Source organism: Burkholderia dolosa (genome assembly GCF_902499135.1).
Lineage (GTDB): Bacteria > Pseudomonadota > Gammaproteobacteria > Burkholderiales > Burkholderiaceae > Burkholderia > Burkholderia dolosa.
On record NZ_CABVPR010000088.1, the window covers coordinates 1 to 18,876 of the forward strand.

General features: G+C 69.1%; 16 protein-coding genes and 1 pseudogene. 14 read left to right on the top strand and 3 right to left on the bottom strand.

The window, feature by feature from the left end:
- Positions 1-36 precede the first annotated feature (36 nt).
- On the bottom strand, positions 37-720 hold the full coding sequence (locus BUB20358_RS25920; protein ID WP_128567337.1) for a hypothetical protein: 684 nt from the start codon (positions 718-720) through the stop codon (positions 37-39).
- A gap of 69 nt (positions 721-789) precedes the next feature.
- Positions 790-1,143, bottom strand: coding sequence for a Rap1a/Tai family immunity protein (locus BUB20358_RS25925; RefSeq protein WP_123806827.1), 354 nt, complete (start codon positions 1,141-1,143; stop codon positions 790-792).
- 518 nt (positions 1,144-1,661) lie between these two features.
- Here BUB20358_RS25925 and BUB20358_RS25930 point away from each other — a divergent pair.
- The 14 genes from BUB20358_RS25930 to BUB20358_RS25995 all read left to right on the top strand — a co-directional run bounded on the left by BUB20358_RS25930 (position 1,662) and on the right by BUB20358_RS25995 (position 17,614).
- Positions 1,662-2,636, top strand: coding sequence for a quinone oxidoreductase family protein (locus BUB20358_RS25930; protein WP_006763801.1), 975 nt, complete (start codon positions 1,662-1,664; stop codon positions 2,634-2,636).
- A 345-nt stretch (positions 2,637-2,981) separates the two neighbouring features.
- On the top strand, positions 2,982-3,074 hold the full coding sequence (kdpF, locus tag BUB20358_RS25935) for a K(+)-transporting ATPase subunit F (RefSeq protein WP_035972023.1): 93 nt from the start codon (positions 2,982-2,984) through the stop codon (positions 3,072-3,074).
- Positions 3,071-4,903 (top strand): potassium-transporting ATPase subunit KdpA, encoded by a 1,833-nt coding sequence (kdpA, locus tag BUB20358_RS25940; protein WP_006763802.1) that lies wholly within the window; start codon positions 3,071-3,073, stop codon positions 4,901-4,903. Before kdpF ends, kdpA begins: the two co-directional genes overlap by 4 nt.
- 37 nt (positions 4,904-4,940) lie before the next feature.
- Positions 4,941-7,052, top strand: coding sequence for a potassium-transporting ATPase subunit KdpB (gene kdpB / locus BUB20358_RS25945; protein WP_035972025.1), 2,112 nt, complete (start codon positions 4,941-4,943; stop codon positions 7,050-7,052).
- Between the two features lie 28 nt (positions 7,053-7,080).
- Positions 7,081-7,662 carry a potassium-transporting ATPase subunit KdpC gene (gene kdpC, locus BUB20358_RS25950; protein WP_006763803.1) on the top strand — a complete coding sequence of 194 codons (582 nt, stop codon included), beginning with the start codon at positions 7,081-7,083 and terminating at the stop codon, positions 7,660-7,662.
- A gap of 145 nt (positions 7,663-7,807) precedes the next feature.
- Positions 7,808-10,660, top strand: a complete 2,853-nt coding sequence (locus BUB20358_RS25955; RefSeq protein WP_006763804.1) for a DUF4118 domain-containing protein — start codon at positions 7,808-7,810, stop codon at positions 10,658-10,660.
- Positions 10,653-11,351, top strand: coding sequence for a two-component system response regulator KdpE (kdpE, locus tag BUB20358_RS25960; protein WP_035972028.1), 699 nt, complete (start codon positions 10,653-10,655; stop codon positions 11,349-11,351). Before BUB20358_RS25955 ends, kdpE begins: the two co-directional genes overlap by 8 nt.
- A gap of 213 nt (positions 11,352-11,564) precedes the next feature.
- Positions 11,565-11,852 carry a DUF333 domain-containing protein gene (locus BUB20358_RS25965; protein WP_006763806.1) on the top strand — a complete coding sequence of 96 codons (288 nt, stop codon included), beginning with the start codon at positions 11,565-11,567 and terminating at the stop codon, positions 11,850-11,852.
- A gap of 107 nt (positions 11,853-11,959) precedes the next feature.
- Positions 11,960-12,280, top strand: coding sequence for a quaternary ammonium compound efflux SMR transporter SugE (gene sugE, locus BUB20358_RS25970; protein ID WP_006763807.1), 321 nt, complete (start codon positions 11,960-11,962; stop codon positions 12,278-12,280).
- 204 nt (positions 12,281-12,484) lie between these two features.
- Positions 12,485-13,102 carry a DUF4126 domain-containing protein gene (locus tag BUB20358_RS25975; RefSeq protein ID WP_006763808.1) on the top strand — a complete coding sequence of 206 codons (618 nt, stop codon included), beginning with the start codon at positions 12,485-12,487 and terminating at the stop codon, positions 13,100-13,102.
- Between the two features lie 104 nt (positions 13,103-13,206).
- Positions 13,207-15,711 (top strand): ABC transporter permease, encoded by a 2,505-nt coding sequence (locus BUB20358_RS25980; RefSeq protein ID WP_035973316.1) that lies wholly within the window; start codon positions 13,207-13,209, stop codon positions 15,709-15,711.
- 43 nt (positions 15,712-15,754) lie between these two features.
- Positions 15,755-16,165: a group II truncated hemoglobin gene (locus BUB20358_RS25985; protein WP_035972030.1), complete on the top strand. Its 411-nt coding sequence runs from the start codon at positions 15,755-15,757 to the stop codon at positions 16,163-16,165.
- Positions 16,166-16,268: 103 nt separating this feature from the next.
- Positions 16,269-17,000 (top strand): alanyl-tRNA editing protein, encoded by a 732-nt coding sequence (locus tag BUB20358_RS25990; protein ID WP_006763811.1) that lies wholly within the window; start codon positions 16,269-16,271, stop codon positions 16,998-17,000.
- Positions 16,997-17,614 carry a DUF924 family protein gene (locus BUB20358_RS25995; RefSeq protein WP_035972032.1) on the top strand — a complete coding sequence of 206 codons (618 nt, stop codon included), beginning with the start codon at positions 16,997-16,999 and terminating at the stop codon, positions 17,612-17,614. The genes BUB20358_RS25990 and BUB20358_RS25995 overlap by 4 nt, the downstream gene beginning before the upstream one ends.
- 58 nt (positions 17,615-17,672) lie before the next feature.
- Here the strand turns inward: BUB20358_RS25995 and BUB20358_RS26000 are convergent.
- A pseudogene (locus BUB20358_RS26000) lies at positions 17,673-18,876 on the bottom strand (glycosyl transferase); the annotation flags it as partial.

The following is an 18,876-nucleotide window of genomic DNA, read 5'->3' on the forward strand; positions in this document are numbered from 1 at the left end:
AGCAGGCAGCCAAACCAACCGTAAAACCGGACATTTCTAAATAGCCAGAAAGCGGGCATTTGAGAATGGCTTTGACACGGACTCTCGAACGACAACTTCCAGTGTTTTACGCTCTCGAATGAAGATTGTTCCTCTCTTCACAAAGCGGGACATCTCGATTTCATATCGAAATACACCCGCCACCTGCTGGGGGTCGGGCATTCGCCTACCATACTTGATCGCCAAATGAAGGATGTGAACAGGTACAAATCGACCTGGGTTTACCATGTGCTTGGCCGTTGTCTCGGTAAACTGCAATCGCCTGACCGGCAAGCCTTGCAGTCTACTGCGCAGAAGCGGAAGCATTCTGCTCGTCATCCTCGATGTGGCAGAGACCGCGGCGCGCCCGGTCACCAGTCGGGAAACGGTGTTGAAGCCGGTGCGTATGAGCTTCAATGCCGCAGAACCTATGAGAACCAAATCATATGGGTCAACGAGGGGTGTTTCTAAAGGAGCTTCGTCGATTCCGACGTATTGACCAGATACGTCAAAAACATGCCAAACGTTTTTCGCGCCTTCGTGGATGAAACCCACACACGTGCCAGACTGTTCGTCGATAATGGGCCGTGCGCCATGTGGGAGCGATGGGACAGCCACAGCAAAAGCTGTATCGGTAATGCGTGGCAGGGCGAATGAGAGAGACTTTCCTGCGTCCGTGCCGGAATAAGTAAGCATATTCATAGGGTGGCGAAGCAACATCGATCCTGCTAGCTTGAGTGAGAGGCTATGTCCGGCGTTTCAGGGGGACTGTTAACCGCGCGGGTAGTTTTGTCTCAAGACATGAGAGACCATGCCCGCCGCACCAGCCTTCAGTGCGTCCGTAGGCAGCTCGCGGCGTGCGCTGGTTACTTCCGAATCGATTTCTCCCGGTTTGACACGCCCGTTGTTGCACCAGTCCTTGCGTTCGGTCGCATCGGCGGCCACGGCGAGATACCCGGCCATCGCGTGATGCTCGGCGTCGGTGTACGGACTATTGCCGGAACGGCTCACACCGTCGAGCAAGCGGGCGCCGTCGACGCGCGGTACCGGATCTGCGATTGCACTGCCGATACTTGCAGGCAACGAAGCGATAACGACCATGTTCCGAATAAGCGGGCGATTCATTGCGTGTACTCGGCGAATTGGGCAACAGGCAAAATAGCACGGTCGTCATCTCGTAAATGAGCACGGCGAGAGCGGGATTTGCCGGGCCGATCGGCATCGATGTCCCGACGGCGCCGAGTGTGCCGACGTGGCATCGGAGATTTCTTGCACACAACGGGCGCAACGCGAAAACTCGCGGGGCGGCCCCGTTCGGTTATCGCGGACGGAACGGAACGCCGCACAACCTGAAGGCCAGGATTCGAACGTGACGATGTGTGACAGACGGCGTTGATTGCGCGAGCGACATGACAGCGCGCGGCGATTCACCCGATACCGTCCCGCGGCTTGCACGCCGACGCAATCCATTTCCCGCGAAAGCCCTACCGAAGTGATGGGATTGCGACGACGCGCTGCGTGACCGCGCACGACGCGCGAGAATGCTCGGCTACGGACCGCGTTCACTCGCATCGCTGCCGCGGCAATGTCGATGCATCCGCCGAACCGGATTTCCAAATTCCAGACAGAAGAGGAGCGAAACGATGCCGAAAGCAATCCGATACGACCAACCGGGCGGCCCGGACGTGATGAAGTGGGTCGATGTCGACGTCGGCGCGCCGCAAGCGGGCGAAGTCCGCATCAAGCAGCATGCGGTGGGACTGAACTATATCGACGTCTACTTCCGCACCGGGCTCTATCCGCAATCGTTGCCGGCCGGTCTCGGGATGGAGGCGGCCGGCGAAGTGACCGCCGTCGGCGACGGCGTGACCGCGCTGAAGGCCGGCGATCGCGTCGCGTACGTCGCGCAGCCGCCGGGCGCCTATGCGCAGGAGCGCGTGCTGTCGGCCGAGCGCGTCGTGAAGCTGCCCGACGGCATCAGCTACGACGACGCGGCGTCCGTGATGCTGCAGGGGCTGACCGCGCACTATCTGCTGCGCCGCACGTACCCGGTCAAGCGCGGCGACACGATCCTGATCCACGCGGCCGCCGGCGGCGTCGGCCTGCTCGTCTGCCAGTGGGCGAAGGCGCTCGGCGCGACCGTGATCGGCACGGTCGGCTCGGACGAGAAGGCCGAACTCGCAAAGGCGCACGGCTGCGATCATCCGATCGTCTATACGCGCGAGAACTTCACGCAGCGCGTGAAGGAGATCACGAACGGCGCCGGCGTGCCGGTGGTCTACGACTCGATCGGCAAGGACACGTACGTCGGCTCGCTCGACTGTCTCGCGCCGCTCGGCTATTTCGTCAGCTTCGGCAACGCGTCGGGCCCGCTGCCGCCGATCGATTCGAAGGAATTCTCGTCGCGCGGGTCGCTGTTCTTCACGCGGCCGACGCTGTTCTCGTATATCGCGAAGCGCGCGGATCTCGAGGCGGCCGCGGCCGAACTGTTCGACGCGATCCTGTCCGGCAACGTGAAAACGAGCATCAACCAGCGCTATCCGCTCGCGGAAGTCGGCCGCGCGCATGCCGATCTCGAAGCGCGCAAGACGACCGGCTCGACGATTCTCGTTCCCTGATCCTGCCCGTTTCGCCCCCGCGTGCCGGCGGCGCGCCGGCACGCCTCTTCGCGGGCGGCAGCCGCGCCGCCGCCCGTCCCGCCCGCCGTTCCGTGCTGTCCCGCATCGGCCTGCGCTCGGCGCGTTCGCCACGCCGCGCGTTTACGCGTTTTTTATACCCGCCCGATCACCTTTGACCCGTCCTTTACGCGCGTTCCCATAACGTTGCAGTCGTCCGATTTCGACGACGGAGAACACAAAAATGGATGCGGTTTTCATCGGCGCGCTGGTGCTCTTCACCGCGCTGATCCTCGGCTTGATCGCCGGTTGCGACAAGCTCGCGCAATACGGTCGCGGGGGGCGAGCATGACCTGGATGCTGTGGGTCGCGGGGATGTCGACCGCGCTGTTGTTCGCGTATCTCGTCTATGCGCTGCTGCGCGCGGAGGATATCGAATGAACGCGAACAATCTCTTTCAGACGCTGCTGTTCGTCGTCGTGCTGCTCGCGGCGGCCGTGCCGGTCGCGCGCTATCTGACGGCGGTGATGGACGGCAACTCGCGTGTCGTACGCGCGTTCGGGCCGCTCGAACGCGCGCTGTATCGCATCGCCGGCGTCGATGCCGGCACCGAGATGAACTGGAAGCAGTACGCGCTCGCGACCGTCGCGTTCAACGCGCTCGGCGCGCTGTTCCTGTATGCGCTGCTGCGCGTGCAGGGCCTGCTGCCCGGCAACCCGCAGCAGTTCGGCGCGATGACGGTCGACGGCGCGTTCAACACCGCGGTGAGCTTCGTCACGAACACGAACTGGCAGGACTACACGCCCGAGCAGACGGTCAGCTACCTGACGCAGATGCTCGGCCTGACCGTGCAGAACTTCCTGTCGGCGGCGACGGGCATCGTCGTCGTGGTCGCGCTGATTCGCGGCTTCGCGCGCCATACCGCGCAGACGATCGGCAACTTCTGGGTCGATCTCACGCGCGTGACGCTGTACGTGCTGGTGCCGATGTCGGCGATCGTCGCCGCGCTGCTGATGAGCCAGGGCGTGATCCAGAACCTGAGCGCGTATCGCGACGTGCCGGTGCTGCAGGCGAGCACCTATGCGGCGCCGAAGCTCGACGCGCAGGGCAATCCGGTGAAGGACGCACGCGGCAATCCGGTCACGGTGCCGACGCCGCTCACGAAGCAGACGCTCGCGATGGGGCCGGTTGCATCGCAGGAAGCGATCAAGATGCTCGGCACCAACGGCGGCGGCTTCTTCAACGCGAACTCCGCGCACCCTTACGAGAACCCGACGCCGTTCGCGAACTTCGTGCAGATCTTCTCGATCCTGATCATCCCGGCCGCGCTGTGTCTGGTGTTCGGCCGCATGATCGGCGACCGCCGGCAGGGGACCGCGGTGCTCGCGGCGATGACGGTTGCGTTCGTCGTCGCGGTCGGCGTCGAGCTGGGCGCCGAACAGGCCGGCAATCCGACGCTCGCCGCGCTGCGCGTCGACGCAAGCTCGACGCCCGTACACGTGGACCAGTCGGCGAGCGCGCTGCAATCGGGCGGCAACATGGAAGGCAAGGAGACGCGCTTCGGCATCGCGCAGACCGGCATCTTCACCGTCGCGACCACGGCCGCGTCGTGCGGCGCGGTCGACACGATGCACGACTCGCTGACGCCGCTCGGCGGTCTCGTGCCGATGCTGCTGATGCAGCTCGGCGAAGTGGTGTACGGCGGCGTCGGCTCCGGCCTGTACGGGATGCTCGTGTTCGCGCTGCTCGCGGTGTTCGTCGCGGGGCTGATGATCGGCCGCACGCCGGAGTACGTCGGCAAGAAGATCGAGTCGTACGAGATGAAGATGGTGTCGATCGTCGTGCTGCTCACGCCGCTGCTCGTGCTGGTCGGCACGTCGATCGCGGTGCTCGCCGACGCGGGCCGGGCCGGCATCTCGAATCCGGGTCCGCACGGCTTCTCCGAGATCCTGTATGCGTTCAGCTCGGCCGCGAACAACAACGGCAGCGCGTTCGCGGGGCTGACGGTCGGCACGCCGTTCTACAACTGGACGACCGCGATCGCGATGTGGTTCGGCCGCTTCGGCACGATCGTGCCGGTGCTCGCGATCGCCGGCTCGCTCGCCGCGAAAAAGCGCATCGCCGCGACGAGCGGCACGCTGCCGACGCACGGTCCGCTGTTCGTCGTGCTGCTGCTCGGCACCGTGCTGCTGGTCGGCGCGCTGACGTACGTGCCGGCGCTCGCGCTCGGGCCCGGCGTCGAGCATCTGATGATGTGGCTGGGCGCGTGACGCGCGGCCGAAACGACAAGGCATTGAAGAGATCGCAATGACTCAACATTCCGCTACCCGCTCGATGTTCGACCCGGCGCTCGTACGCCCGGCGATCGTCGAGTCGTTCAAGAAACTCACGCCGCGCACGCAGTTCCGCAACCCGGTGATGTTCTGCGTGTACGTCGGCAGCGTGCTCACGACGATCCTGTGGATCGCCGCGCTCGCCGGCCAGGCGGACGCGCCGGCCGGCTTCATCCTCGCGATCGCGCTGTGGCTGTGGTTCACCGTGCTGTTCGCGAACTTCGCGGAGGCGCTCGCCGAAGGGCGCTCGAAAGCGCAGGCCGCATCGCTGCGCAGCGCGAAGAAGGACGTGATGGCCAAGAAGCTCAACGAGCCGCATCCGAAGTCGCCGATCCGCATCACGACCGCGTCGGACCTGCGCCGCGGCGACGTCGTGCTGGTCGAGGCCGGCGACGTGATTCCGGCCGACGGCGAAGTGGTCGACGGCGTCGCGTCGGTCGACGAGTCGGCGATCACCGGCGAGTCGGCGCCGGTGATCCGCGAGTCGGGCGGCGACTTCTCGTCGGTGACCGGCGGCACGCGCGTGCTGTCCGACTGGATCGTCGTGAAAGTCACCGCGAACCCGGGCGAGGCGTTCCTCGACCGGATGATCGCGATGGTCGAAGGCGCGAAGCGCAAGAAGACGCCGAACGAAGTCGCGCTGACGATCCTGCTCGTCGCGCTGACGATCGTGATGCTGCTCGCGACCGCGACGCTGCTGCCGTTCTCGATCTTTTCGGTGCACGCGATGCAGTCGGGCCACGCGGTGACGATCACCGCGCTCGTCGCGCTGCTCGTGTGCCTGATTCCGACGACGATCGGCGGGCTGCTGTCCGCGATCGGCGTGGCCGGGATGAGCCGGATGATGCAGGCGAACGTGATCGCGACGTCGGGCCGCGCGGTCGAGGCGGCCGGCGATGTCGACGTGCTGCTGCTCGACAAGACCGGCACGATCACGCTCGGCAACCGTCAGGCGTCGACGTTCGTGCCGGCGTCCGGCGTGACCGAGGAAGCGCTCGCGGACGCCGCGCAGCTGGCGTCGCTCGCCGACGAAACGCCGGAAGGCCGCAGCATCGTCGTGCTCGCGAAGGAGCGCTTCAACATCCGCCAGCGCGACATCGCGCAACTGCACGCGACGTTTGTCGGCTTTTCCGCGCAGACGCGGATGAGCGGCGTCGATCTGGCCGCCGACGGGACGTCCGCCGGGGCGCCGCGCCGCGAGATCCGCAAGGGCGCGGCCGACGCGATCCGCCGCTACGTCGAGACGCACGGCAGCCGCTTTCCGGAAGAAGTGCGCCGCGCGGTCGACGACGTCGCGCGCCGCGGCAGCACGCCGCTCGTCGTCGCCGAGCTGCACGACGGCGTCGCGCGCGTGCTCGGCGTGATCGAGCTGAAGGACATCGTGAAGGGCGGCATCAAGGAGCGCTTCGCGGAGCTGCGCAAGATGGGCATCAAGACGGTGATGGTGACCGGCGACAACCGGCTGACGGCCGCGGCGATCGCGGCGGAGGCGGGCGTCGACGACTTCCTCGCGGAGGCGACGCCCGAAACGAAGCTCGCGACGATCCGCGAGCATCAGGCCGCCGGCCGGCTCGTCGCGATGACCGGCGACGGCACCAACGACGCGCCGGCGCTCGCGCAGGCCGACGTCGCGGTCGCGATGAACACCGGCACGCAGGCCGCGAAGGAGGCCGGCAACATGGTCGACCTCGATTCGAATCCGACGAAGCTGATCGAGATCGTCGAGATCGGCAAGCAGATGCTGATGACGCGCGGATCGCTGACGACGTTCTCGATCGCGAACGACATCGCGAAGTACTTCGCGATCATTCCGGCCGCGTTCGTGACCACGTATCCGCAGCTGAAGGTGCTCGACATCATGCATCTGAGCTCGCCGGCGTCGGCGATCCTGTCCGCGGTGATCTTCAACGCGCTGATCATCGTCGCGCTGATTCCGCTCGCGCTGAAGGGCGTCGCGTACCGGCCGCTCGGCGCTGCGTCGCTGCTGCGCCGCAATCTGCTGGTGTACGGGCTCGGCGGCGTGCTGCTGCCGTTCCCGTTCATCAAGCTGATCGACATGACGCTCGCCGCGCTCGGCTGGGCGTGATACGACCGCATCCGAAGAAGGAACCATCATGAAATCGTTGATTCGTCCGCTCGTCGTCATCTTCGCGGTGCTGACCGCGGTCACCGGGCTCGCTTATCCGGCGGCGATGACCGCGTTCGGCCAGGCCGTGTTTCCGTCGCAGGCGAACGGCAGCCTGATCGAGCGGCACGGCAAGGTGGTCGGCTCCGCGCTGATCGGCCAGCCGTTCGACGCGCCGCAGTACTTCTGGGGCCGGCTGTCGGCGACGTCGCCGATGCCGTACAACGCGAGCGGCTCCGGCGGCTCGAACCTCGGCCCGCTGAATCCGTCGCTCGCCGACCAGGTCAAGGCGCGCATCGCCGCGCTGCGCGACGCGGGCACCGATCTGTCGAAGCCGGTGCCGGTCGATCTCGTCACCGCATCGGCGAGCGGCCTCGATCCGGACATCACGCCGGCCGCGGCCGCGTATCAGATCGAGCGTGTCGCGAACGCGCGCAAGCTCGCGCCCAACACGGTCGCGCAGCTCGTCGCGGCGAACACGACCGGACGGCAGTTCGGCGTGCTCGGCGAGCCGCGCGTGAACGTGCTGAAGCTGAACCTCGCGCTCGACGCCGCACAGGCTGCGCATTGAACGGCCGCGCCGGCGCCGGTCCGCCGCGGTGCGATCGCGGCGGACCGACGCGTTCCGGCGGCGCGCGCCGCCTTTGCCTTTTGTGCCGATTTCGATCGACAATGCCCGTACTTTCGCGCACCCGAGCGCTCGACGCGCTGCCCGCATGAACCGCCCCGATCCCGACCGACTCCTCGACAAGCTGCAGCGCGACGAAGAAAAGCAGCGGCGCGGGCAGTTGAAGATCTTCTTCGGCGCATCGGCCGGCGTCGGCAAGACGTACGCGATGCTGCAGGCCGCGCGCCAGCGCAAGCAGGACGGCATCGACGTCGTCGTCGGCATCGTCGAGACGCACGGCCGCAGCGAGACCGCCGCGCTGCTCGACGGACTCGACGTGCTGCCGCTCGCGCGTCTCGCGCATCGCGGCCGCATGCTCGCCGAATTCGATCTCGACGCGGCGCTCGCGCGCGCGCCGCAGCTGATCCTCGTCGACGAGCTCGCGCATTCGAACGTGCCCGGCGCACGCCACCTGAAGCGCTGGCAGGACGTCTACGAGCTGCTCGACGCCGGCATCGACGTATATACGACCGTCAACGTTCAGCACCTCGAAAGCCTGAACGACGTGGTCGGCGCGATCACCGGCATCCGCGTGTGGGAGACCGTGCCGGACCGCGTGTTCGATGCGGCCGACGAAGTGACGCTCGTCGATCTGCCGGCCGAGGAACTGCTCGAGCGGATGCGCGACGGCAAGGTGTATCTCGCGCAGCAGGCCGAGCGCGCGGTGCGCAACTTCTTCCGCAAGGGCAACCTGATCGCGCTGCGCGAGCTGGCGCTGCGGCGCACGGCGGACCGCGTCGACGCGCAGATGCGCGAGTACCGCGCGGATCGCTCGATCCAGCGGATCTGGCAGGCGCGCGAGCGGCTGCTCGTCTGTGTCGGGCCCGGCGCCGAAGCGCCGACGCTCGTGCGTGCGGCGGCGCGGCTCGCCGCGAGCCTGAAGGCCGACTGGATCGCCGTGTACGTCGAGACGCCGCGGCTGCAGCGGCGCGCCGACGCGCAGCGGCAGCGCACGCTCGATGCGCTGAAGCTCGCGGCCGAGCTCGGCGCGCAGACGGCCACGCTCACGGGCAACGACGCGGTCGCCGCGCTGATCGGCTATGCGACGGTGCGCAACGTGTCGAAGATCGTCGCGGGCGGCTCGCGCAAGGTCGGGCTCGTGCGCCGGTTCGCGCGGCCGTTCGGCGAACGGCTCGCGGAGCGTGCGGGCGACGTCGACCTGATGCTGCTGCGCGCATCGGCGAGCGGCGACGCGCGTGCCGCACCGCTCGACGCCGCAGCGCGCGATTGGCGCGACGCGTTCGCGCCGTTCGGCGCGCATCGTTCGCCGCCGCGTCATTACGCGTACGCGGCCGCGATCTGCGCGGCGATCACTGTCGTCGCGAGCGCGGTGTCCGCGCGGCTCGATCTGACGAACCTCGTGATGCTGTACCTGCTCGGCGTCGTGTTCTCGGCCGTGCGGCTCGGACGCGGGCCGGGCGTGCTGCAGTCGTTCCTGTCGGTCGCCGCGTTCGATTTCTTCTTCGTGCCGCCGCGCATGTCGTTCTCCGTCAGCGACACGCAATACCTGCTGACGTTCTTCGGCATGCTGCTGACGTCGCTCGTGATCAGCCACCTGACGTCGACGCTGACGCGCGAGGCCAGCATCGCGCAGCGTCGCGAGCGCCGCACCGACGCGATCTACGCGATGGCGCGCGAGCTCGGCGCCGCGCTGACGATCGAGCAGATCGTCGAGATCGGCAGCCGCCACGTCGGCGAGGTGTTCCGCGCGCGCGTCGCGTTTCTGCTGCCCGACAGCGCGGATCAGGTGCGGCAGAAGATCGACGAGCCCGATGCGGCCGTCACGCTGACCGGCGCCGAGCTCGACAGCGACGTCGGGCAGTGGGTGTACGACCAGCAGAAGCCGGCCGGTCGCGGCACCGACACGCTGCCGGCCGCCGCCGCGCTGTATCTGCCGCTGAAGGCGCCGATGCGCACGCGCGGCGTGCTCGCGGTCGCGTCGCGCGAGCCGCGCGAATTCGACGTGCCGGAGCAGCGGCGGATGCTCGATGCGTTCGCCGCACAGATCGCGCTCGCGCTCGAGCGCGTGCATTACGTCGAAATCGCGCGCGACGCGCTCGTCAGCATGGAGTCCGAGCGGCTGCGCAACTCGCTGCTGTCGGCGATCTCGCACGACCTGCGCACGCCGCTCACGACGATCGTCGGCTTCTCGTCGATGCTCGCGAACGGCCGCTCGGCGGCGCCGTCCGACGATCCGGCCGCGGCCGCGCGGTCCGCGCAGCGCGAGAGCGAACTGGTCGACGCGATCCACGACGAGGCGCTGCGGATGACGGGCATCGTCACGAACCTGCTCGACATGGCGCGGCTGCAGGCCGGCAGCCTGCAGCTCAAGCGCGAGTGGTCGCTGCTCGAAGAGACGGTCGGCGCCGCGCTCGCCGCGTGCCGGCGCGTGCTCGCGCGCCATCCGGTGCGCGTGTCGCTGCCCGCGGACCTGCCGCTGCTGCAGATGGATGCCGTGCTGATGGAGCGCCTGTTCGCGAACCTGTTCGAAAACGCGGCGAAGTACACGCGGCCCGACACGCCGATCGACATCGGTGCGCAGCGGGTGACCGAAGACGGCAAGCCGTTCGTGCGCGTGCACGTCGACGACGGCGGCCCCGGCCTGCCGGCCGGCATGGAAGCGCGGATCTTCGACAAGTTCACGCGCGGCGAGAAGGAGTCGGCGACGCCCGGCATCGGGCTCGGCCTCGCGATCTGCCGCGCGATCGTCGACGCGCACGGCGGTAGAATCGGCGCGTTCAACCGCACCGCGCCCGACGGCCGCGTGACGGGCGCGCGCTTCTGGTTCACGCTGCCGGTCGACGTGCCGCCCGCCGCGCCCGCGGTGCCCGACGAGCCCGACGTCCAACCCGATGCGCTGCCCGCACCGTCATCGTCCGAGCGATCGCCAGACCATGAGTGAGCCGAGCCTGACCGTCGTCCTGATCGAGGACGAGAAACAGATCCGCCGTTTCGTGCGCGCCGCGCTCGAAGAGGACGGCATCGCCGTGTTCGAGGCCGAGACGGGCAAGCAGGGGCTGATCGACGCGGCGACGCGCAAGCCGGATCTCGTGATCGTCGATCTCGGCCTGCCGGACACCGACGGCCTCGACGTGATCCGCGAGCTGCGCGGCTGGTCCGAGGTGCCGGTGATCGTGCTGTCGGCGCGCACGCAGGAAGACGAGAAGGTCGCCGCGCTCGACGCCGGCGCGGACGACTATCTGACCAAGCCGTTCGGCGTATCGGAGCTGCGCGCGCGGATGCGGGCGCAGCTGCGCCGGCGCAATCTGGCCGGCGTGAACGAATCGCCGAAGGTCGACTTCGGCGCGGTCACCGTCGATCTCGCGTTGCGCCAGGTGTGGCGTAACGGCGAGATCGTGCATCTGACGCCGCTCGAATACCGGCTGCTCGCGACGCTCGTCCGGCATGCGGGCCGCGTGCTCACGCACCGGCAGCTGCTGCGCGACGTGTGGGGGCCGTCTCACGTCGAGAGTCATCACTATCTGCGCATCTACATGGCGCATCTGCGGCAGAAGCTCGAGCGCGATCCCGCTCAGCCGGAGCACATCGTCACCGAGACGGGCGTCGGCTATCGGCTCGTCGGGGCCGCGTAGCGGGGCGGAGCGCCGCGGCGCCGTCGGCATTGGCTCGGACTTCGGTTCAGGCTCAGGCTCAGGCTCAGGCTCAGGCTCAGGCTCAGGCTCAGGCTCAGGCTCAGGCGGCGCGACCGGGACGATGCCCGACACGTTCGCCCGCCCGCACCGCGCACACCGCCGGTCGATTCCCGCTATCCTGACCGCTTCGCGAACCAGAACGAGGAGCCTGCCATGTCCGTCCGCCCGGCCGTCATCCGTGCACTCGTATCGGCGCTCGTCGCGCCCGGCGCATTCGCGCAACCGCTGCCGCCCGGCCAGCAGCCGCCCGCGCGGCCGGCGCTCGCCAATCCCGCGTCGGTCAACTGCGTGAAGCTCGGCGGCAGCCACGTGGTCCGCAGCCTGCCGCGCGGGCAGGTCGGCATGTGCGTGTTCAAGGACGGCCGCGCATGCGAGGAGTGGACGCTGTACCGCGACGACCGCTGCGTCGGCGGCGTCACGCCGAAGCGCGTGTCGAACTGAGCGCCCGCGTGCGTGCCGGCGCCTTGCTATACTCGGCGCCGCCCGCGGACGACCGCGGGACATTCGCTTCAACGGGGACGGCCCCATCCGATACGGAGTACGTCGCGATGGCGTGGGTATGGTTGTTGATCGCCGGTTTGCTCGAAGTGGCCTGGGCGGCCGGGATGAAATCGTCGGACGGCTTCACGAAGCTCGGACCGTCGGTGTTGACGATCGTGACGGCGCTGGCCAGCTTCGGGCTGCTGTCCGTCGCGATGCGCGAGCTGCCGCTCGGCACCGCATACGCGGTATGGACGGGAATCGGCGCGGTCGGCGCGTTCGTGTTCGGGATCGTGATGATGGGCGAGGCGCTGAGCGCTGCACGCGTCGCGAGCGCCGCGCTGATCGTCGTCGGGTTGATCGGCCTGAAGCTGTCGTCCGCTGCCTGACGGCCGCGTGCCGTCGCGCCGGCAGGCCGCGCCGCGCGATGGCGGCGTGCGGCGGGGCAGCCTGTCTATAATGGAACGCATTCGGGTCCGAATGCCGTTTTGCCGTCCGGGGCAGGCGGCGCCGGTCATTGCGCGCCGCGCGGCAGGCATGCCGGCCCGATCCGATCAATCGGCAAAGCGCACGCAAAGTGCAAGGAGAGGGCCATGATCGAAGCCATTTCGCTCGGCGCGGGGCTCGCGTGGGCAAGCGGCCTGCGCCTGTACCTGACGGTACTGATCGCCGGCGTGCTGGCACGCGTCGGCTGGCTCCATCTGCCCGACACGCTGACGGTGCTGACGTCGCCATGGGTGATCGGCGCGGCAGCCGTGCTCGCCGTCACCGAATTCCTTGCCGACAAGATTCCCGCATTCGATTCGTTGTGGGACGCGCTGCATACGTTCATTCGGATCCCCGCCGGCGCCGTGCTTGCAGCCGGCGCACTCGGCCACGCCGATCCGACCGTGCTCGCGGTCGCGGGGCTCGTCGGCGGGTCGCTTGCCGGCGCCGCGCACGTCGCGAAGGCCGGCACGCGCGCGCTGATCAATCTGTCTCCCGAACCGCTGTCGAACTGGGTCGCGTCGTCGACCGAGGACGGCCTCGTATTCGGCGGGCTCGCGCTCGCGTTCTTCGTGCCGCTCGTGTTTCTCGTGCTGCTCGCCGCGTTCGTCGTCGCGTCGGCATGGGCGCTGCCGCGCCTGTGGCGCGGCGTGTCCGGCGGTTTCCGCGGGATGGCGAACCATATGGTGTCGCGGCTCAATTCGATCGGGGGCAAGCGCGATTGAACGAGCGACAGGCGGGACTGCCGGCGCACGGGCGCACGGGCGATAGCGGATCGCGCGATGCCGGCCGCTTCGGCTGGCACGACCTGATCCGGCAGGCCGCGCGGATGACCGCGCGCGACTGGCGCGCGGGCGAGCTGACGCTGCTCGCGCTTGCGCTCGTGCTGGCCGTCGCCGCGCTCACGAGCGTCGGCTTCTTCGCCGACCGGTTGCGTCAGGGGCTCGAGCGCGATGCGCGCCAGATGCTCGGTGCCGACTTCGTCGTGCGTGCCGATCATCCGGTCGATCCGTCGTTCGCGCGCGACGCGCAAGCGCTGGGCCTGCGCACCGCGACGACCGCCATCTTCCCGAGCATGATCGCCGCAGCTTCCGGCGCGCACGCGGGCGACGCCGCACCCGCGCGCCTCGCGGCCGTGAAAGCCGTGTCGCCCGGCTATCCGTTGCGCGGCGCGGTCGAGATCGTGCCGGCCGGCGCGCGCGCCGCGCGCCAGGCGACCGACATTCCGGCACCGGGCACCGTCTGGGCCGACCCCGCGCTGCTCGACGCGCTGCACGTCAAAACAGGCGACACGGTGCGCGTCGGTCTGCGTACGTTCACGGTCGCCGCGTCGATCTCCCGCGAACTCGACCGCGGTTTCTCGTTCGTCAATTTTTCGCCGAGGCTGATGATGCGCGCCGACGAGCTTGCCGCGACCGGCCTCGTCGGCTACGGCAGCCGCGTCACGTATCGGCTGCTGGTCGCGGGCGATCCGCAGGCCGTCGCGCGCTTCGAAGCCGATGCGCATCGGCGCGTCGACGGTGGCAAGCTGCGCGGCGTCGGCCTCGAATCGCTGCAGGAAGGGCAGCCGCAGGTGCGGCAGACGCTCGATCGTGCGCGCCATTTCCTGACGCTCGTCGCGCTGCTGACCGCGCTGCTCGCCGCGGTCGCGATCGCGATGGCCGCGCAGCGCTACATGCGCCGCCATCTCGACGGGTGCGCGACGATGCGCTGCCTCGGCGTGAGTCGTCGCACGCTCGGTGCGCTGTTCGCGCTCGAATTTGCCGGGATCGGCGTCGTCGCGGGCGTCGCGGGCGCGCTGCTCGGCTATGCCGGGCACTGGGCGCTGCTCGCGGCGCTCGGCAGCCTGATCGACGTCGTGCTGCCGCCGCCGACGCCGTGGCCGGCGCTGCTCGGCATCGGCGCCGCGCTCGTGCTGCTGCTCGGCTTCGCGCTGCCGCCGCTCGCGCCGCTCACGCGTGTGCCGCCGGTGCGCGTGCTGCGTCGCGAATGGGGCGACGCGGCGCGCATCGGCTGGGCCGCCTATGCGATCGGCGTCGTGCTGTTCGCCGCGCTGCTGATCGTCGCCGCAGGCAGTCTGAAGCTCGGGCTGATCGTCGCGGGCGGCTTCGCGGCGGCATTGGTCGGCTTCGCGCTGATCGCGCGGCTCGCGTTGTTCGCGGCCGTGCGCGCGGTGCGCAACGGACGGACGGCCGCCGGCGTCGGCTGGCGCTATGCGCTCGCGGCGCTGCACCGGCGCGGCACCGCGAGCGCATTGCAGATCACCGCGCTGGCGCTCGGGCTGATGTGTCTGCTGCTGATCGCGATCACCCGCAACGATCTCGTCGCCGGCTGGCGGCAGTCGATGCCGCCCGATGCGCCGAATCAGTTCCTGATCGACATCCAGCCCGACCAGCGCGACGACGTTGCCGCGTATCTCGCCGCGCACGGCGTGCGCGACGCAACGCCCGCACCGATGGTGCGCGGCCGCCTCGTCGCGATCGACGGCAAGCCGGTGAATCCGGACGCGTATCCGTCGGAGGACGCGCGCAGGCTCGTCGATCGCGAGTTCAATCTGTCGTACACGACCGAGCTGCCGTCCGACAACCGGATCGTCGAAGGCGACTGGTTCGGCACTGCGGCCACGCCGCAGATCTCGATCGAGGCCGGCCTCGCGAAGACGCTGCGCGTAAAGCCCGGCGACGTGCTGCGCTTCGACGTGACGGGGCTCACGATCGAGGCACCGATCACCAGCGTGCGCAAGCTCGACTGGGGTACGTTCCGCGTGAACTTCTTCGTGCTGATGCCGCCGGCCGTGCTGAAGGATTTCCCGGCCGTCTATCTGACGAGCTTCCATCTGCCGGCCGATCACGCGGCGCTGCTCGATCCGCTGATTGCGCGCTACCCGAACCTGACCGCGATCGACATCGCGCCGATCCTCGCGCAGTTGCAGCGGATGATGCTGCAGGTGGTCGGCGCGGTACAGTTCCTGTTCGCGTTCACGCTTGCGGCCGGCGTGCTCGTGCTGTACACGGCGCTCGCGGGCTCGCGCGACGAGCGCGTGCGCGAGGCCGCGCTGCTGCGCGCGCTCGGCGCGTCGCGCGCGCAGATCAACGCGGTGCAGCGTGCGGAATTCGTCCTCGTCGGTGCGCTGGCCGGCGTGCTGGCGGCGGTGGGGGCGATCGCGGTCGGCTGGGTGCTCGCGTCGCGCGTGTTCGACTTCGCGCTCGCCGTCGATCCGTGGCTCGTGCCGGCCGGCATCGCGGCCGGCGTCGCGTGCGCCGGTGCGGCCGGCTGGCTGAGCCTGCATAATGTGTTGCGGCGCCCCGCGCTGCAGTCGCTGCGCGACGCGTAAGCGTGGCCGGCGGCCCCGACGATCCCGTTTTCCGACTATCCGTATGACCGATGTGAATGACGATGCGCCGTCGCAGCCGACGGCGTTCGAGCTCGTGGGCGGCGAAGCCCGCGTGCGCGAAATGGTGGACCGCTTCTACGACCTGATGGATCTCGAGCCGGAGTTCGCGCAGATCCGCGCGCTGCATCCGGCATCGCTCGACGGCTCGCGCGACAAGCTGTTCTGGTTCCTGTGCGGCTGGCTAGGCGGCCCCGACCATTACATCAGCCGCTTCGGTCACCCGCGGCTGCGCGCGCGGCACCTGCCGTTCCCGATCGCGTCGGTCGAGCGCGATCAATGGCTGCGCTGCATGGCGTGGGCGATGGAGGACGTCGGGCTGGCCGAGCCGCTGCGCGAGCGGCTCATGCATTCGTTCTACGACACGGCCGACTGGATGCGCAACCGGCCCGGTTGATCGACCGGTACGCCGCAGCCCGCGCGCGGCGCGATCTGCGTCCGGGCGTGCGCGCCGCGCGGCGCGACACTGATCGTTCCCCCCTCGATACAAGACTTGCCCGATGACGACACAGGCACTGTTTCGCGAAGACGCGTACCTCACGCATTGCGATGCGATCGTCGAAGCCGTCGGCGACGACGGCATCCGCCTCGATCGCACCGTGTTCTATCCGCTCGGCGGCGGCCAGGCCGGCGACAGCGGCACGCTGACGCTGCCGGACGGCAGCACGCTGGCGATCGCCGATACGCGCAAGGCGAAGTTCGACGGCGCGACGCCCGACGACGCGGTCCACGTGCCCGCGCCCGGCCAGCACGAGCTCGTCGCGACGCTCGCGCGCGGCGCGCGCGTGAGCGCGGCGATCGACTGGACGCGCCGTTACCGGCACATGCGGCTGCATACGGCTGCGCACCTGATGTGCGCGGTGCTGCCGTATCCGGTCGACGGCTGCAGCGTGACGGCCGACTACGTGAGGCTCGACTTCGCGACGTCCGATGCGATCGACCGCGACGACGTCGAGCGGCGCCTCGCCGCGCTCGTGGCCGGCGCGTACCCGGTCACGACCGAATGGATCACCGACGACGAGATGGTCGAGCGGCCCGAACTCGTGCGCACGATGAGCGTGAAGCCGCCGATGGGGCTGGGCCGCGTGCGGCTGCTGCGCATCGACGGCGTCGATCTGCAGCCGTGCGGCGGCACACACGTGCGCAACACGTCGGAAATCGGCAGTCTGCGGGTTGCGAAACTCGAAAAGAAAAGCGCACGCACGCGCCGCGTCGTCCTGGAGTTCGCATGACGATCGACGAGTCGCCGGACGGCGCGACGCCGCTCGATCCGCAGGCGCGCGAGATTCTGGATTTCTGGTTCGGCGAGCCCGGTTCCGAAGCGTTCGGGCGCGCGCGCAGCGTGTGGTTCAACGGCGGCGCCGCGTTCGACGCGCTGCTGCGCACACGCTATCGCGCGTTGCTCGACGCCGCATGCGACGGCGCGTGCGATGGCTGGGCCGACTCGCCGCTCGGTGCGCTTGCGCTGATCGTCGTGCTCGACCAGTTCTCGCGCAACATTCATCGCGGCACGCCGCGCGCGTTCGCGGCCGACCCGAAGGCGCTGGCAATCGCGCGCCGCGTCGTCGCAGCCGGGTGGGATGCGCGGCTGCCGAGCGGGCATCACCGCGCGTTCGTGTATCTGCCGTTCGAGCACGACGAGTCGCACGACAGCCAGCGCGAGGCCGTGCGGCTGTGCGCGGGCATTCGCGACGAAGCCGGATGCGAGAGCTACCACGACTTCGCGCTGCGGCATGCGGCCGTGATCGAGCGCTTCGGGCGCTTCCCGCATCGGAATGCGATTCTCGGCCGCGCATCGACCGACGACGAAGCGGCGTTTCTGCGCGAGCCCGGTTCGTCGTTCTGACGTATCGGCGAGCGGCGCGGCCGGCGATCCGAAACGCTGCCCGCCGCGCGGCCGCACGTTACTGCGTGTGCTGTTCCGGCGTGCGCACGTAGACGCGCAGCAGTTCGTCGTCGTCGCCGGGGCGGGCGCCGGCCCAGAACAGCTTCCATTCGTTGCCGGGCGCCGGATCGACGGCGCGCACGCCCTGGACGATCATCCACGTGCAGCGCGTCGCGTTCGCGTCGTCGGTCGGCATGTGCCGGATGCCGGAGAAGTAGTACAGCATCGGCGCTTCGGATTCGCCGAGCCCGTGCAGGCTTGCCATGCAGTCGTCGTCCGTCCATTCGAGCGCGAGATGCGCGTTCAGGTCGTCGAACACGGACCGGTAGCTTTTCGCGACGTCGAGCCACGGCAGCAGCAGCGTATAGACGAGCCCCCACGCGACGAGCGCGCCTGCGCCCCACGACAGCGCGCCGCGCCAGCGGCCCGTCGTGCGCAGCATCGGCAGCAGCATCAGCCAGCCGACGGTCAGCGCGAGCGCGCCGCTCAGCAGCGCGGGTTCGATCGGCATCGTCCAGTCGAGCGGCAGCCAGCGGCCGAGCGGTGCAAGCGGCGCGCGCGACGCGGCCGGATCGACCATCACCGCCCAGATCGCCCACGCGAGCGCGACGACGGCGCCGAACAGCGCGCGGCTCGCGTAATCCCAGCCGAGATGCAGTCTGCGCGGCAGGCGATCGATCGCCTGCGCGGCGACCAGCGCGAGCGGCGCAAAGAACGGCAGGATGTACAGCTGGCGCGACGTGGCCGAGATCTGCAGCACCGTGAGGCCGATTCCGGCGAACGCGACCGGCAGCGCGATGCGCGGCGCCCGCCAGTCGCGCCATGCGCCGCGCGCGAGTGCGGCGATCGCGAGCGGCGCGACCGGAAAGCCGATCGTCAGGAACGCGCGCACGATGAAGAACGGCTTGTCGTTCTCGGCGCCGAGTTCGGGCACCGAGAAGCCGAAGAAGCGGCCGACGTTGTTGTCCCAGAACCACTTCATGAACAGGATTTCGGAGCGCACGAACAGCGCGATCGGCCAGATCAGCGCGAACGGCGCGAACGCGAGTGCGGCGATGCCGAGCGCGCGTGCGAACGCGCGCGTGCGGCACGCCGGGTAGAGCGCGAGCACCGCGACGAGCGTCGCCGCGAACACGAGCGGCACGAACAGCCCTTTCGCCATCAACGCGATGCCGACGCCCGCGCCGAACAGCGGCGCGGCGCCGCGCGCGGGCGGCCCGGCC